The organism is Paucibacter sp. DJ2R-2 (genome assembly GCF_025717675.1).
Taxonomy (GTDB): domain Bacteria; phylum Pseudomonadota; class Gammaproteobacteria; order Burkholderiales; family Burkholderiaceae_C; genus Paucibacter_A.
Window position 1 is genome coordinate 172,060 of record NZ_JAJIRT010000003.1, and the last position, 14,427, is coordinate 186,486.

11 protein-coding genes and 1 pseudogene are annotated in these 14,427 nt (G+C 57.9%); 7 read left to right on the forward strand and 5 right to left on the reverse strand.

What is annotated here, in order from left to right; all coding sequences use genetic code 11:
- Window positions 1-72 precede the first annotated feature (72 nt).
- The 4 genes from LNV28_RS10090 to LNV28_RS10105 all read right to left on the reverse strand — a co-directional run bounded on the left by LNV28_RS10090 (window position 73) and on the right by LNV28_RS10105 (window position 5,601).
- A complete protein-coding gene (locus tag LNV28_RS10090; protein ID WP_263568877.1) occupies window positions 73-1,092 on the reverse strand; it encodes an aldo/keto reductase in 1,020 nt (339 codons plus the stop codon).
- Window positions 1,068-1,307, reverse strand: a complete 240-nt coding sequence (locus LNV28_RS10095) for a hypothetical protein (RefSeq protein ID WP_263568878.1) — start codon at window positions 1,305-1,307, stop codon at window positions 1,068-1,070. The genes LNV28_RS10090 and LNV28_RS10095 overlap by 25 nt, the downstream gene beginning before the upstream one ends.
- 294 nt (window positions 1,308-1,601) lie before the next feature.
- Window positions 1,602-5,054 carry a pyruvate carboxylase gene (locus LNV28_RS10100; protein ID WP_263568879.1) on the reverse strand — a complete coding sequence of 1,151 codons (3,453 nt, stop codon included), beginning with the start codon at window positions 5,052-5,054 and terminating at the stop codon, window positions 1,602-1,604.
- 109 nt (window positions 5,055-5,163) lie between these two features.
- Entirely contained in the window at window positions 5,164-5,601 is a 438-nt protein-coding gene (locus tag LNV28_RS10105; protein WP_263568880.1) for an RbsD/FucU family protein, read from the reverse strand.
- 239 nt (window positions 5,602-5,840) lie between these two features.
- Between LNV28_RS10105 and LNV28_RS10110 the strand changes: the two genes are divergently transcribed.
- The 5 genes from LNV28_RS10110 to LNV28_RS10130 are packed head-to-tail and all read left to right on the forward strand — an operon-like array spanning window position 5,841 to window position 10,506.
- Entirely contained in the window at window positions 5,841-6,593 is a 753-nt protein-coding gene (locus tag LNV28_RS10110) for an SDR family oxidoreductase (RefSeq protein ID WP_263568881.1), read from the forward strand.
- Entirely contained in the window at window positions 6,590-7,498 is a 909-nt protein-coding gene (locus LNV28_RS10115) for an amidohydrolase family protein (RefSeq protein WP_263568882.1), read from the forward strand. Before LNV28_RS10110 ends, LNV28_RS10115 begins: the two co-directional genes overlap by 4 nt.
- Window positions 7,499-7,522: 24 nt before the next feature.
- A complete protein-coding gene (locus tag LNV28_RS10120) occupies window positions 7,523-8,380 on the forward strand; it encodes a fumarylacetoacetate hydrolase family protein (protein WP_263568883.1) in 858 nt (285 codons plus the stop codon).
- Window positions 8,381-8,420: 40 nt separating this feature from the next.
- Window positions 8,421-9,701, forward strand: coding sequence for an L-fuconate dehydratase (locus LNV28_RS10125; protein ID WP_263568884.1), 1,281 nt, complete (start codon window positions 8,421-8,423; stop codon window positions 9,699-9,701).
- A 28-nt stretch (window positions 9,702-9,729) separates the two neighbouring features.
- Window positions 9,730-10,506: an SDR family oxidoreductase gene (locus LNV28_RS10130; protein ID WP_263568885.1), complete on the forward strand. Its 777-nt coding sequence runs from the start codon at window positions 9,730-9,732 to the stop codon at window positions 10,504-10,506.
- A 1,195-nt stretch (window positions 10,507-11,701) separates the two neighbouring features.
- Here the strand turns inward: LNV28_RS10130 and LNV28_RS10135 are convergent.
- A pseudogene (locus LNV28_RS10135) lies at window positions 11,702-12,168 on the reverse strand (IS3 family transposase); the annotation flags it as partial.
- A gap of 11 nt (window positions 12,169-12,179) precedes the next feature.
- Here LNV28_RS10135 and LNV28_RS10140 point away from each other — a divergent pair.
- Window positions 12,180-12,317: a transposase domain-containing protein gene (locus LNV28_RS10140; RefSeq protein WP_263568886.1), complete on the forward strand. Its 138-nt coding sequence runs from the start codon at window positions 12,180-12,182 to the stop codon at window positions 12,315-12,317.
- A 1,306-nt stretch (window positions 12,318-13,623) separates the two neighbouring features.
- Window positions 13,624-14,376, forward strand: a complete 753-nt coding sequence (locus LNV28_RS10145) for a substrate-binding domain-containing protein (RefSeq protein ID WP_263568887.1) — start codon at window positions 13,624-13,626, stop codon at window positions 14,374-14,376.
- The last annotated feature ends 51 nt before the right edge of the window (window positions 14,377-14,427 follow it).

Here is a 14,427-nt window from a genome sequence, read left to right on the forward strand (position 1 = left end):
GGCGGTCAATTCCGTCGTGCCCACCTATTTTTCTGAACGAAGTCGCTATGCTTCTTCAATAGTTTGTTGCCCTTACCAAGCATATGCATATGGGGCTTCGCCGCCTGGGCCGGGGAATATTTCATCTAAGCGATTTAGGGTGGCTGCATCCAAAACCACTTCTGTTGCTCGAATCGCACTATCCAATTGGTCAATTGCTCTGGGCCCGATGATCGGCGCCGTCACAACTGGATTGTGCAGCAGCCAAGCTAAACCAATAGTCGCAGGCTGTTCGCCGAGTTCTTTGCATAAGTCTTCATATTGAGTCAATTGGCTCTGCCATTTGTTGATGGCGGATTCCATCTCCAAACTATTGCGTCGACCGCTTGCTTTGGATTTATCCAATAGTCCGGCCAAGATGCCCCCAGCCAGCGGACTCCACGGCATTATGCCCATGCCATAGTGCTTGCATGATGGAATTACTTCTAGCTCTATAGTTCGGTTAACTAGACTATAGATACTTTGCTCTGCTATCAAGCCGTGCATTCCACGCTTGTCAGCCTCTTGGTTTGCTGTGGCAATATCCCAGCCGGCAAAGTTGCTTGAACCGTTGTAAACGATCTTACCTTGGATCCGCAACGAATTCATAGCATCCCAGATTTCGCTCCAAGGGCATTCTCTATCAATATGGTGCATTTGATAAAGATCTATCCATTCTGTCTGCATACGTCGCAAGCTATCTTCACAGTGCTTTTTGATTTTCATGGCAGACAAGCACAAGCCATCTGTGTTGGGCTCTCTTAAGCGGTCATCTCGTTTGACCGAGCCATATACTTTTGCAGCCAGCACTACAGCGTCCCTGCGCCCACCGCCTTGAGCAAACCATTTGCCAATAATCTCTTCGGTAAGTCCCTTTTTTTGGAAATCTCCGTTTACGCTTTCGCCGCCATAAACGTCGGCAGTATCAAAGAAGTTGATGCCATGGTCCAGCGCTTTGTCCATTATTCTAAAGGCTTCTTTTTCAGATGTTTTCCATCCAAAGTTCATTGTTCCCAAACAAAGATTGCTGACGATTACGCCATTTTTCCCTACGCGCCTATGTTGGATCGGCATAATTTTTCCTTTGATTTTTGGATTTGCAAAACAATGGCAAAAGAGCCTTGGCCTTTAGTTTTTTCGGATGTTCTGGTGGCACTTTTTGATTCTTCATGGCGCCCCATCAAAGTCGGTGCAAAAAGTGCCAAGATACTTCTGGAACTTCGGTCGCAACCACAATAGCCCTTGAGCAGGGCCTCTTGTGATGGCGAATGATCTTGGTTCAAAACCATGTCTAGTCTCTATGCAGCGTCCTTTGACGCGGCGTCATTCACGGAAACCTTTTCGGTCAATGCTCTGGCCGAACGGATGATGTGAGTGGTCCTGGGAATCGGTTTTCGACCAAACCAATGAACCACCCGTCGGGCCTAATTCACAACAGAAGTAGCGCCGCGTCCTGCTTAGCTAGTTTTCATGAATGTCGAGGGTCGAGGGGCTGATGCGCAGTAGATGTTGAATTCGGTGGAGGTCGCCGGTCGCTCGTCCACGCATCCGGCAGGACAGCACCTCAGAGGTCCTGCTTTCTTTCAGTCCCCCAGCCGGATCAGCAACTCCTTCGCTGTCACCATCTGGCCGGTGGTCACCAGCAGTTCGGCCACGCAGCCATCTCGTTCAGCGAAGACCGACGATTCCATCTTCATGGATTCGATGCAGAGCAGGGTGTCACCGCGGCGAACACGTTGGCCCACGCGAACGGCCACGCTGGCGACCAGGCCGGGCATGGGTGCGCCCACTTGGCTGTTGTCGCCGGGCTCGGCCTTGGCGCGGTCGCGGGTACCAGCTTGCTTGCCCGCACGTTCCACGCGAAGCAGCCGGGGTTGGCCATTCACTTCAAAGAACAACTCTTGTGTCTCGTCGGCGTCTTCCGCAGTGGAGATGCCCTGCAACCGAATGGCCAGTGTTTTGCCGGCATCGATGCGTACGGCCAGTTCGTCACCTGCCTTGAGTCCATGGAAGAAGCTGGATGTGGGCAGTACGCTGACGTCACCGTAGTTGCGCAGGTGGGCGTGGTAGTCGGCAAACACCTTGGGGTACATGAGGTAGGAGGCCAGCTCTTGGTCGCTGGCGTGGTGGCCCGCGATCTTGGAGGCGTGGTTGCGCTCGGCCTCCAGATCCGCTGGCGCCAGGCCCAGGCCGGGGCGGCCGGGCAGGGGAGACTCGCCTTGCAAGACCTTGGCTGCCAATTCGGCTGGGAACCCGTCGGTAGGCCTACCTAGGTCACCCTTGAACAGCGAGACCACCGAGTCCGGGAAAGCAATGTCGCGCGCGGGATCCAGGACATCCTCGGCCGAGAGGCCATTCATGACCATGAAGAGGGCCATGTCGCCCACCACCTTTGAGGTGGGGGTGACTTTGACGATATCGCCAAAAAGCTGGTTGACGTCAGCGTAGGCCCTCGCAATTTCGGACCAGCGGTGGGCAATGCCGAGGGATCGCGCTTGTTCGCGCAAGTTGGTCACCTGACCGCCCGGCATCTCGTGGCCGTATACCTCGGAGGTGCCAGCGCGCATTTCGGCTTCGAACGGTGCGTAGTGGCGGCGCACGCCTTCCCAGTAGGCCGAGATCTCTCGCATGGAGGTGGTGTTCACCTCGGGGCAGCGTTCCGTTCCGGCTAAGGCATCGGCGATGGCCGTGAGGTTGGGTTGCGAGGTCAGCCCCGACAGTGCATCCAGGGCTCCGTCCACCGCATCCACGCCAGCGTCGATCGCTGCCAGCACGGTGGCGGCAGAGATGCCCGAGGTATCGTGGGTGTGGAAGTGGATTGGCAAGCCGGCTTCCTCGCGCAGCACACGCACCAATTCTCGGATGGCGCGGGGGCGGCAGATTCCGGCCATGTCCTTGATGCCCAGCACGTGGGCGCCCGCACGTTCCAGCTCCTTGGCCATGGTGACATAGGCCTTCAGGCCGAACTTGGGTCGGCTGCTGTCGAAGAGGTCACCGGAGTAGCAGATCGTGCCCTCACACACTGCACCGGCTTCGATCACGGCGTCCATGGCCACGCGCATGTTCTCCACCCAGTTGAGCGAGTCGAACACGCGGAAGATGTCCACGCCGGTCTGAGCCGCCTGGCGAATGAAGAACTGGACTACGTTGTCCGGGTAGTTGGTGTAGCCCACTGCATTGGCTGAGCGCAGCAGCATTTGCAGTGGCAGGTTGGGCATTGCGGCACGCAGGCGACGCAGGCGGTCCCAGGGGTCTTCTTTCAGGAAGCGAAGGGCCACGTCGAAGGTGGCACCACCCCAGCACTCCACAGAGAGTAGGTGCGGCAGCATGCGTGCGTAGTAGGGCGCGATGTCAGCCATGTCCCGCGTACGCATGCGCGTGGCGAAGAGCGATTGGTGGGCATCGCGCATGCTGGTGTCGGTGAGCAGGACCTGCGGCTGTTCACGCATCCATGTGGCGAAGCCTTGCGGTCCCAGCAGACGCAAGCGGTCCCGTGTGCCAGCCGGCAATTCGCCATGTCCGCCCTGGGCGGGCTTGTGCGCGGCGGGGATGGCATGCTCCGGCGCTTTGCGCCCCTTCATCTCAGGGTTGCCGTTGACGGTGACTTCGCCCAAGAAGCGCAGCAGGCGAGTGGCGCGGTCGCGGCGTGGCGCCAGACGGAACAGCTCGGGCGTGTTGTCCAGGAAACGGGTGGTGCAGCTGCCGTCCGCAAAGCTGGGATGGCGGATGACGTTCTCCAGAAACTGGAGGTTGGTGGCGACGCCGCGGATGCGGAACTCGCGCAAGGCGCGATCCATGCGCTGGATGGCCTCGGCTGGCGTTTGTCCGCGTGTGGTGACCTTGACCAACAAGGAATCAAAGAACGGGGTGATCACGGCGCCGCTGTATGCGGTGCCGCCGTCCAGGCGCACGCCAAAGCCTGCGGCGCTGCGGTAGGCGCTGATGCGGCCATAGTCGGGAGCGAAGCCCTTTTCTGGGTCTTCTGTCGTGACCCGGCATTGCAGTGCATGGGCTTGCAGTCGGATGTCTTGCTGGGCAGGAACGCCGGACGCTGCTTCACCGATGCGTGCACCCTGGCTGACGCGGATTTGCGCTTTGACAATGTCGATGCCGGTCACTTCCTCGGTGACAGTGTGTTCGACCTGGATGCGCGGGTTCACCTCGATGAAGTAGTACTGCTCGCTGTCCACGTCATACAGAAACTCCACCGTACCGGCGTGGGTGTAGCCCACGCGATGACAGAGCTTGAGCGCGCTGGCGCAAAGGGCCTGGCGTTGGGTGTCTTCGAGGTAAGGGGCTGGTGCTCGTTCCACCACCTTTTGATTGCGCCGCTGTACCGAGCAGTCGCGTTCAAAGAGGTGCACAAGCTGGCCATGCAAGTCGCCAAGGATCTGGACTTCCACGTGGCGAGCACGGCGGATGAGCTTTTCCAAGTACACCTCGTCGTTGCCGAAGGCGGCCAGTGCCTCACGCCGACCGGCGGCCACTTGTTCCAGCAGCTGATCGGCCGACTCGATCGCGCGCATACCCCGCCCACCGCCACCCCAGCTGGCTTTCAGCATCAGGGGATAACCGATCTCGGCGGCGATGCGGAGTTGCTCATCTGGTTCTTGGGGCAGGGCCTGCGATGCGGGGATGACTGGCACGCCCGCGGCCATGGCCGCAGTTCGGGCGGCCACCTTGTTGCCCAAGGTTCGCATGACCTCTGCCGTGGGGCCGATGAAGCAGATCCCCTCATTGGCGCAGGCATCAGCGAACTCTGGGTTTTCGGATAGGAATCCGTAGCCGGGGTGAATGGCATCGGCGCCGGCTTCCCGGGCGATGCGCATGATGTCGGGAATGTCCAGATAGGCGGCAATGGGCTTCTTGCCCTCGCCCACGAGATAGCTCTCATCCGCCTTCAGGCGGTGCAAGGCAAAGCGGTCTTCGTTGGCATAGATGCCCACAGTGCGTATGCCGAGCTCGCTGGCCGCGCGCATCACCCGAATGGCGATCTCGCCTCGATTGGCGACCAGCAGGGTCTTGATCTTGTTCACAAATGCTCCGTTCCGATTGCTAATAAATCAGGCAGCGCTCCGCGGCGGCACTGCGCCCTGGTCAAGCAAGGGCGGGGCCGGCAAGCAGCGCTGTGTAGCGCTGGTGTCCTCAGTTGGCGGGCGGAATCACGCCTTTGGTCAGGATCACATTGCCGTACAGCTTTGTTTCTCCGGTTGCGATCACGAGGTAGCTGCGGGCGGCGCGCTCGTAGAAGGCGTGGCGCTCGATCTTCCCGAGTTGGCCAAACGCGGAACCGGACTGCTTCACCACGATGTCCCGGTACTCGTTGGCAATGGGGGGCACATCCTCGCTTCCGACGACTTGCATCACATGGGCTGCAGCGTCGACATAGGTGTCGAGTGGCAGCAGAGACAAGACAGCTGTCAGCACATGCGTAGACGAAACGCCATCCAGTCGGACGAGTCTTTGGGCGACGCGCTGAGCGGGGAAATTGGCGTCAACGATGGCCACTTCGTCGCCGTGCCCCATGGCGCGTAGGTGTGCCAGCAGCTCGGGGGAAAGGATGGGGTCGATGTTCTTAAGCATGATCAGAGGGCTATCCGTAGTGAAGACCGGCCGAAGGGCTCTTTAATGTCACTGGTAGAATAACAGTTCATCAGTGAAAATCACAGGCATGATCGCCATGTTGTCGGCAATGGGCGTTTTGTATCTGTTGGCAAGATTTTTGTTGACCAGTGTTCATCCATGAATGTACGATTCATGCATGAAATTTACGGCAGGATTTGAAGCCTGCAATCTTGTGCGCAACCCGGCGGAGCTAGGCGATGAGACTGAACCAGAAGACCATCTTGATCACGGCAGCAGGTCAGGGAATTGGGAGGGCAAGTGTGCTGGCGTGCGCCGCGCAGGGTGCGCGTGTCATCGCCACCGACATCAATCAGGACTTGTTGGATCGCCTGAAGGCTGACGCCCCGGGCGTTGAAGTGCATCGTTTGGATGTGATGGATGCTTCGGCGATCCTGGCGCTTGCTCAGCGGGTCGGTGAAATTGACGCGCTCTTCAACTGCGCCGGCTATGTGCACAACGGCAGCGTCTTGAACTGTGAGGAAAAGGATTGGGCATTCAGCTTTGAGCTGAATGTGACCAGCATGTACCGGATGATCCGTGCCTTTTTGCCAGGCATGCTGGCCAAGTCCGAACGGACGGGCGGCAGCGCTTCTATCTTGAACATGGCTTCGATGGCCTCATCGATCAAAGGCTTCGCCAATCGAACAGCCTACGGAGCCAGCAAAGCGGCAGTGATCGGCTTGACCAAGGGCGTGGCAGCAGACTTTGTTCGCGCCGGCTTGCGTTGCAATGCCATCTGCCCGGGCACTGTGGACACGCCTTCGCTGCGTGAGCGAATTGCAGCCAATCCGGATCCGATTCAAGCAGAAAAGGACTTCATTGCGCGCCAGCCTATGGGGCGTCTTGCGACCGTAGACGACATCGTCCCTCAGGTGGTCTATCTGTTGAGCGATGAATCCAGCTTTGTGACCGGTCAGGCCATTCTGGTCGACGGAGGGGTGACGATTTGAAGCCAGATGCGACTGGTTCTCGGTCTGCAGAGGCGGTTCGACTCGACAGCCACCACCATTTCTGGCGACCGTCGCGAGGTGACTATCACTGGATGTCGCCGGATGACCCAGCGCTCGCTCCACTGAGACGAGACTTTCTGCCGCCGGAGCTTGCCGCTCTGATGCAGGCGGCAGATGTCCGGCATTCGGTTCTAGTCCAGGCTGCAGCAACGGAGGCGGAGACTGCTTTCATGCTGGAAATCGCCGAGGTGACGCCTTGGGTCGCGGGAGTGGTGGGTTGGGTTGACCTAGCAGCCCCAGATTGCGTCTCGCGACTCATCCGAATGGCAACCAACTCAAAGCTCCGCGGCATACGTCCGATGCTGCAGGATTTGCCGGACCCACATTGGCTGCTACGGGCGCCAGGCGTGCAGGTCTGGGACGCCATGACGCTTCTGGAGCTGAAGTTGGACGCACTGGTGAAGGTGGACCATCTGCCTATGCTGGAGCTGTTCGCCCGGCAGCATGCGGGACTTGAGGTGGTTATCGACCACGCCGCCAAACCCGCCCTGCGGGATGGATGGTCCAGCGACGGCATGAGCCACTGGCGCTCGCAGATGCGCTCCTTGGCACAGCAGCCTCAGTTGCATTGCAAGTTCTCAGGGCTGTTCAACGAGGCCTCAGTTGCTGACGTGGCCACGATGGACAAGGCGCTCCATGCGATCCGACCCGTTTGGGAGTTCCTGTTGGAGCATTTTGGTCCCAGTCGACTTATGTGGGGCAGTGACTGGCCTGTGCTCAATTTAGCCGGCAACTACGAACGTTGGGTCGCGGTGAGTGATGCGCTCATCGGCGAGTTGTCACCCCATGAACAGAATCAGATCTGGTCGGCGAACGCTGTGGCGTTCTACGGCCTGAAGGTCTGAGCTTGAACACTCAGGATTGAATTTATGAAACTACTTCGAGTCGGCCCGAAGGGCCAAGAGAAACCCGCTTTGCTGGATTCGCAAGGAAAGCTTCGCGATTTGTCCGGCGTGGTCCCGGATCTCGCTGAGGATGTGCTGCTGCCTGAGGGCTTGGCTTTCCTGCGCTCGGTGGATCAATCGCTGCTCCCTGAGATCGAGGGCGTCCTTGGGAGTGACATTCGTGTGGGGCCTTGTGTGGCGCGCGTGGGCAAGTTCATTTGCATTGGCTTGAATTACGCTGATCACGCTGCTGAGTCTGGCATGCCAGTCCCTTCGGAGCCGGTCGTATTTGGCAAGTGGACAAGCGCCATCGTCGGGCCGAACGATCCGGTTGAGATCCCTCGTGGCTCGGTGAAGACCGACTGGGAGGTGGAGTTGGGTGTGGTGATCGGCCGTGAAGGTCGCTACATCAAAGAGGAAGATGCGCTGTCGCACGTGGCCGGCTATTGCGTGATCAACGATGTCTCCGAGCGCGAGTTCCAGCTGGAGCGCGGTACGCAGTGGGACAAAGGCAAGGGCTGCGACACCTTCGGTCCCATCGGCCCGTGGCTGGTGACTGCTGACGAGGTTCCGGACCCTCAGAACCTCGACCTTTGGCTCGAAGTGGATGGGCGCCGCTACCAGACCGGCAACACGCGCACCATGGTGTTTGGTGTCGCGTATCTGGTGAGTTATCTCAGCCGCTTCATGAGCCTGCAACCAGGCGACATCATTTCCACAGGAACGCCTCCAGGCGTCGGCCTCGGTCAAAAGCCGACGCCTGTCTACCTTCGCGCTGGACAAACCATCCATTTGGGCATCCAGGGCCTGGGTGAGCAGCGTCAGACGACCGTACAGGCCTGAGTTCCGCCAGCCTTCTATTTCACAAAGTTAGCCCAACACCATGCCAGTGATTCGCAATTTGCGCGTGCTCGATGTGCGCTTCCCAACTTCACAGAGTCTGGATGGCAGCGATGCCATGAATCCGGACCCCGATTACTCAGCGGCCTACGTGATCCTTGAGACCGATCAACCTGGCCTGGAAGGTCATGGATTGACCTTCACCATCGGGCGGGGCAACGAGATCTGCTGCGCTGCGATTGATGCCATGCGCCATATGGTGCTTGGGCTGGACTTGGACTGGATCGCCGCTGACATGGGGCGATTCTGGCGTCACATCACTTCTGACAGCCAACTTCGTTGGATCGGGCCCGATAAGGGGGCGATTCATCTTGCCACCGGTGCGGTGGTCAACGCAGTGTGGGATCTGTGGGCCAAGTCGGTCGGAAAGCCGGTGTGGCAGTTGGTGGCGGACATGAGCCCCGAGGAACTGGTTCGCTGCATCGACTTCCGCTACATCACAGATTGCATCACCCCAGAAGAGGCACTGGTTCTGCTGACGGAACGGGGCAAAGGCAAGGCCGAGCGCATCGCCACGCTGAAGACTGAAGGTTTCCCTTGCTACACCACATCGGCTGGTTGGTTGGGGTATGACGACGCCAAACTGCGCCGTCTGTGCCAGGAGGCTGTGGATGCGGGCTTCAACCACATCAAACTCAAGGTCGGCCGGGATCGTGAGGACGATGTGCGCCGCCTTCGCATTGCGCGTGAAGTGCTCGGTCCAGATCGCAAGCTGATGATCGATGCGAATCAGGTATGGGAAGTGCCGCAGGCGATTGATTGGCTGAAGGACTTGGCGTTCGCCAATCCATGGTTTATTGAAGAGCCGACGAGCCCAGATGATGTCGAGGGCCACCGTGCCATTCGCGAGGCGGTGCTGCCGATGAAGGTGGCCACCGGCGAAATGTGCCAGAACCGCATCATTTTCAAACAGCTCATCATGCGTGGGGCAATCGATGTCGTGCAAATCGACTCTTGCCGCCTGGGTGGTGTGAACGAAGTGTTGGCTGTGATGTTGATGGCTGCCAAGTACGATCTGCCGGTGTGCCCGCATGCGGGTGGCGTTGGCCTGTGCGAATACGTGCAGCATCTGTCAATGATTGACTATCTGTGCATAGCCGGTACACGTGAAGGCCGGGTGATTGAGTTCGTCGATCATTTGCACGAGCACTTCGAAGATCCTTGCGTGATCAAGAATGCTGCCTATATGCCGCCCACAAAGCCTGGCTATTCCATCACCATGAAGCCCGCTTCCTTGGCGGCTCACATTCATAAGCGTGATTGAGTCGACTCAGCTCGCATCTGGAGATTCCATGCAATTGCATTTGGATAACAAGGTCGTCATCGTGACTGGGGGCGGGGCAGGGATTGGCGGAGCCATTACCTTGGCGCTTGCTGCTGAGGGTGCCATTCCTGTTGTGTTTGGCCGAAGTGTGCTTAGTCCTGATTTCGAGCAAAGCCTGCACGCGTTGCAGCCATCGGCGCGCTTCTATCAACTCGACCTCTCCGATGAGGTGGCTTGCCGGATGGCGGTGGATCGATGCGTTCAAGAGTTTGGCGCGATCTATGGCCTGGTCAACAACGCAGGCGTCAACGACAACGTCGGTTTGGATGCAGGCCTTGCCGACTTCCAGGCTTCGCTCGTGCGCAATCTGCATCACTACTATTTGATGGCCCACTTGTGCGTGCCGCACTTGCGCAAGAGTCGTGGAGCCATAGTCAATATTTCATCGAAGACGGCAGTCACTGGGCAAGGAAACACAAGCGGTTACTGTGCGGCCAAAGGCGCTCAGCTCTCGCTCACGCGAGAGTGGGCGGCGGCACTTCGAGGTGATGGGGTTCGGGTCAATGCGGTGGTGCCTGCTGAAGTCATGACGCCGCTGTATCGAGAGTGGCTCAGCAGCTTTGCGGATCCCGACCAGAAAGTTGCTGAGATCACGAAGCGAATTCCCCTGGGTCAGCGAATGACCACGGCAGAGGAGATCGCGGCGCAAGTCGTCTTTCTCATGTCGGTGCGTGCAGGGCACACGACGGGCCAATGGGTGTTTGTCGATGGCGGCTACACGCATCTGGACCGTGCGTTGGATTGAGTTGCTGCTTCCTGACTAGTGAGAGTGGTGATGTCCGCACGACAGTGGGACTCTGTGTTCTCTTCGTTTGAGGGGCAGTGATATGACCGCGCGTTGGAGGCTATTTCTGTTCTGGAGCGCAGGAGCGACTCTTGGACTATCTGGCTGGTTGTTCTGGCCGGTTGATCCCTTAGGGGCCATGCCGCATGTTCTTGTTGGCACAAGGGATGCTGAAGGCGAACTGGAAGTTTCTCCTGTGCGACCGGCGCCTTCGCGGACGCAGGTCATTGAGCCGCCTGACCGCGCAGACCGAGATCTTCTCGGGGTTGGCTCGGAGGGCTTTGGCCCCCATATAGAAGCCGTACTGAACCGCGGAACCCCACGACAGGCTCAGTGGCTGTTGGAGCAATTGATGAATTGTCTTCCTGCAAATCCGATAAGTCGTACACAGCCAGCTGTGGCTTGCGTTGGTGTGGATTCGGGGCGGTTGAAGCAAGCAGATGAGCTCGCGCAAAAGGCGATCAAATCTGAGCTACTCGGTTCCGCGCCAGTCTTCGCACAGTGGGTTATTCAGCGGCATCCCTCCAGTGCCAGCTGGCGCGAAGCCGCGCGCAGCGCGCTGAACGAAAGCGTCAGCCGAGGTGATGGAAATGCTCTGCGGTTTGTGGCGGAGCAGGGCGGGGCTGTTGGGTTCTCTGCTGTTGAGCGCCACGCGCATGGTGTGGTCTTCGAGGCGCATTGGGGACGTGGACCATACAGAGACCCTAGTCTTCTTGATCCTCGGCCGCTGTATTCCGTGCATCAAAAGGCCGCGGCCGTTTTGAGTGAAACGGATAGTGCGCAGGTCCAAGCCATCGCATGGGGGCTCAGCAGGCAGTTTCCTCGTCGAGAGGATAGCTAGGTGCAAACGGGCTGAATGGCTTCTGGATTCCCGTAGGTCGTTTGTTCTAGGTCTGGCGCTATGGAATGCCTTGACTTGCGAATTGAGGGCTGCTTCCCTTTGCATGGGCATTCATTCCCTCGTCGCGAATTCCACAGATGCTTTAGTTTTCCCTGGGCGTCGCGGTGAGCCAAAACGGTCTTGTCGAACTCGCAATCGTCTCGGCCAGAGGCCTGTATGCGTTTGGACATCCCATCTTGAATTGAGCCATCGCGAATGGATGGATCGTGTCCACGCAAAACTGAACTGACCCCGTGAAGTTGGACGGGTGGTGGGCTAGTTCGTGGCGACGCGTTGACGAAATTCGGTGGGGCTCAGTCCGTTCAATTTCAGCCTTATTCGGTCCTGGTTGTAGTAGCGGATATAGCCCCTCAGGCCGATCTCCAGTTCGTCCACACTGGCGAATTTGTGGAGATGAAATACTCCGATTTCAACGTCCCGAAGAAGCTCTCTTTCGCAGCATTGTCCAAGCCAATTTCCTTTCGAGACATGCGTTGCGTGATGGAATGTTCGCGGAGGCTTTGCCGGTACTTGTCCATCTGATACTGCCAGCTTTTGTGGGAATGCAGAATCGGGCGGTCATCTGGTCCGTGGCGAGAGAACGCCCTGCTGAGCATCCTGCCGATCATTTTGAAGAGCGGCCGCCTTGCGGTCGTATACGCACGTATCTCGCCGCTGAATAAGTCCATTACGGGGGGCAGGTAAAGCTTCTGCCGGCTGACCTTGAACTCAGTAACGTCGGTCAGCAGCCGTCATGAGCCTGAGCCAGTCAGCCAAGCTCAATGGGCGGGAGCCCAGGGCCTTCCTGAAGGGCGTGCTGAATATGCTGCTGGCTAAACCAGCCAGTCGCATTGCGGAATTGGTGTCGCACCGATGGACGCAATCGGCATAGACCAAAGTCCGCTTAGGCCGTCAGCCAGGCAAGGTGAGTTGGCGGGACGTATACAACGCGCTCCTGTAATTGCCGGCTTTGCTGCGGACGGATAGCTCGACTCAGACTCTTGCCAAGAGTCTGATATAGCGAATGCTGAGTCCATGAAAGCACCTGTAGGTCGAGGAGTCTTGAATCAGTCCAAGTCGCACGCGTAGGTTGATGCGCATGTGCCCAGCGATGCGTCGGTGTGCGTACTGAGTTCCGCCTCCATTCCCGGCACACCTTACCTTGGAAGCATGCAACGCTCCAGAGATACGTCACTGGCCTAAGTCATTGACCTCTTGATGGTCGTCCGTTGAAGAGGGTACGTTCCCACGGTCTCCTCCTGATCGGCCAGCAGCTGGGACACCGTCGAACTTCAGAGGTCGAGCATTTCATTTGAGCGTACGAAGCTGCCCTCCTTGATCGCGCGCTCAAATGGCTGCTTATGTCCAAATCATTCCAGCCTCAAAGATTGCATTGGGTTGTAAATTCGCGTAATCTAGAGTCATTGATGAATCTTTTGTTCGTGAAATTCGGTGCAGGGAACATCGTGTCAAGCATGCAAATCATGACAGTCACCGCAGTCACCGCAGTCGACGCGGGCGGGGCCGGATTGCTCTTCGCCAAGCAATCTAGACGTGCTGACTATCGAGGGAATCAAACCATCTACGTTTCATCTGGACCGGTTCAAGGCTTTGGCATTTGTTCAGGTGTACATGTCATGTCGACTGCCGGCGTGGCCTTCGGTGCAGACGTCAGTCTGTCGCTGACAGAGGCGTCGCAACTTCGACTGAAGGTCTCACGCAGCGCCTTATCACTGCGGTGTGCGTCATCGACGTTCAGCGCAGGTGGGAAATCGGTTCCCATGAGAGGCCCGCCCTGATAGCTCTCACGCTCGGACCTGTTGTCGGCATGACCAATATGTGTGTCCTGATTGTGCCGAACGTCGATCTGGGTGTTCGGTGGGCGATGGCTGACATTTCTTGCGGTTGCGTAGTCTCCCTGCCCCACTGAGTCGGGTTGTCGCGTTAGTTCGGCCCGGGCGCCCTTGGCAAATTTGTGTCAATGGGGCTATTTCGCCCTAACGGGTCCAGTTCTTGGATTTTGCTGTCAGTCGCTTGCTGGGAATGCGTCCCTAAGGCGTGGTTCGAGTTGCATCACCTATTGATCTCAGTTGATGCAGCCTTGTGCTGAGGCCTAAGTTGAGCAGCGATTGCTTTCATGACCCGCCATCTTCAAAGGCCTCTGGTTTATCCGCCCACTATTGAAAGAAAAGAAGACCATGAGTAAGACGTTCAAACTTTTTGGCAGCTTGCTGGCTGCTGCAAACCTTGTTGGCACTGCCGTAGCTGACACGGTAAAAATGACCGGGGCCACAACGGTACTTAACGTGGTGATCTCGCCGGCAAAGCCGGCGGTCGAGAAGAGCACCGGGCACACGCTAGCCATCATCGGCTCGGGCACAGGCAAAGGTCTCGCTGATTTGGTTGAGGGCGCTAGCGACATCGCCATGGTGTCGGAGCCGATGGAAATTGCTATCGAGGCGGCGGCTGCAGCTGGCAAAAAGGTCGATCCCAAGACGATCCAGTTCTTCGAGCTGAAGAAAGACGAAATTGTGTTTGTCGTGCATCCGTCCAACCCTGTGGGCAAACTTACTTGGGAACAGATTCGTGACATCCATACCGGCAAGATCACCAATTGGAAGGGTGTCGGCGGCAAGGACCTGCCAATTGTTGTCTACAGCGACGCCATTACCGGTGGCACGCGTGCGATGGTGAAGAAGATCGTGATGGGAGGTGTTGAGTACGGATCGACCGTGAAGGCGCAGACCAGTGTCAAGCGCGCAGCTGAAATGGTCGGTGCCGATGAGGCCGGCATCACCGGCGTAGGCAAAGGTTTTGTCGATTTGTCCAAGAACAAGACGCTCGATACGAAGAAGCTTGAACGCCCGCTCGCTTTGGCAACGATGGGTGCGCCCAAGCCTCCTGCCAAGGCTGTGATTGATGCTTTCATCAAGGAAGCCAAGTCGCAATGATGCGGCGCAATGTCTTCAGTCGTCGCACTACTCACAACAAAAGTAGCCTTT

What these genes read in the sequence shown, in the direction of transcription:
- LNV28_RS10140 (WP_263568886.1), top strand. Translation starts at nt 12,180, where the DNA reads ATGAGCCTGAGCCAGTCAGCCAAGCTCAATGGGCGGGAGCCCAGGGCC.
- LNV28_RS10090 (WP_263568877.1), bottom strand. Translation starts at nt 1,092, where the DNA reads ATGCCGATCCAACATAGGCGCGTAGGGAAAAATGGCGTAATCGTCAGC.
- LNV28_RS10145 (WP_263568887.1), top strand. Translation starts at nt 13,624, where the DNA reads ATGAGTAAGACGTTCAAACTTTTTGGCAGCTTGCTGGCTGCTGCAAAC.
- LNV28_RS10120 (WP_263568883.1), top strand. Translation starts at nt 7,523, where the DNA reads ATGAAACTACTTCGAGTCGGCCCGAAGGGCCAAGAGAAACCCGCTTTG.
- LNV28_RS10110 (WP_263568881.1), top strand. Translation starts at nt 5,841, where the DNA reads ATGAGACTGAACCAGAAGACCATCTTGATCACGGCAGCAGGTCAGGGA.
- LNV28_RS10095 (WP_263568878.1), bottom strand. Translation starts at nt 1,307, where the DNA reads ATGGTTTTGAACCAAGATCATTCGCCATCACAAGAGGCCCTGCTCAAG.
- LNV28_RS10125 (WP_263568884.1), top strand. Translation starts at nt 8,421, where the DNA reads ATGCCAGTGATTCGCAATTTGCGCGTGCTCGATGTGCGCTTCCCAACT.
- LNV28_RS10130 (WP_263568885.1), top strand. Translation starts at nt 9,730, where the DNA reads ATGCAATTGCATTTGGATAACAAGGTCGTCATCGTGACTGGGGGCGGG.
- LNV28_RS10105 (WP_263568880.1), bottom strand. Translation starts at nt 5,601, where the DNA reads ATGCTTAAGAACATCGACCCCATCCTTTCCCCCGAGCTGCTGGCACAC.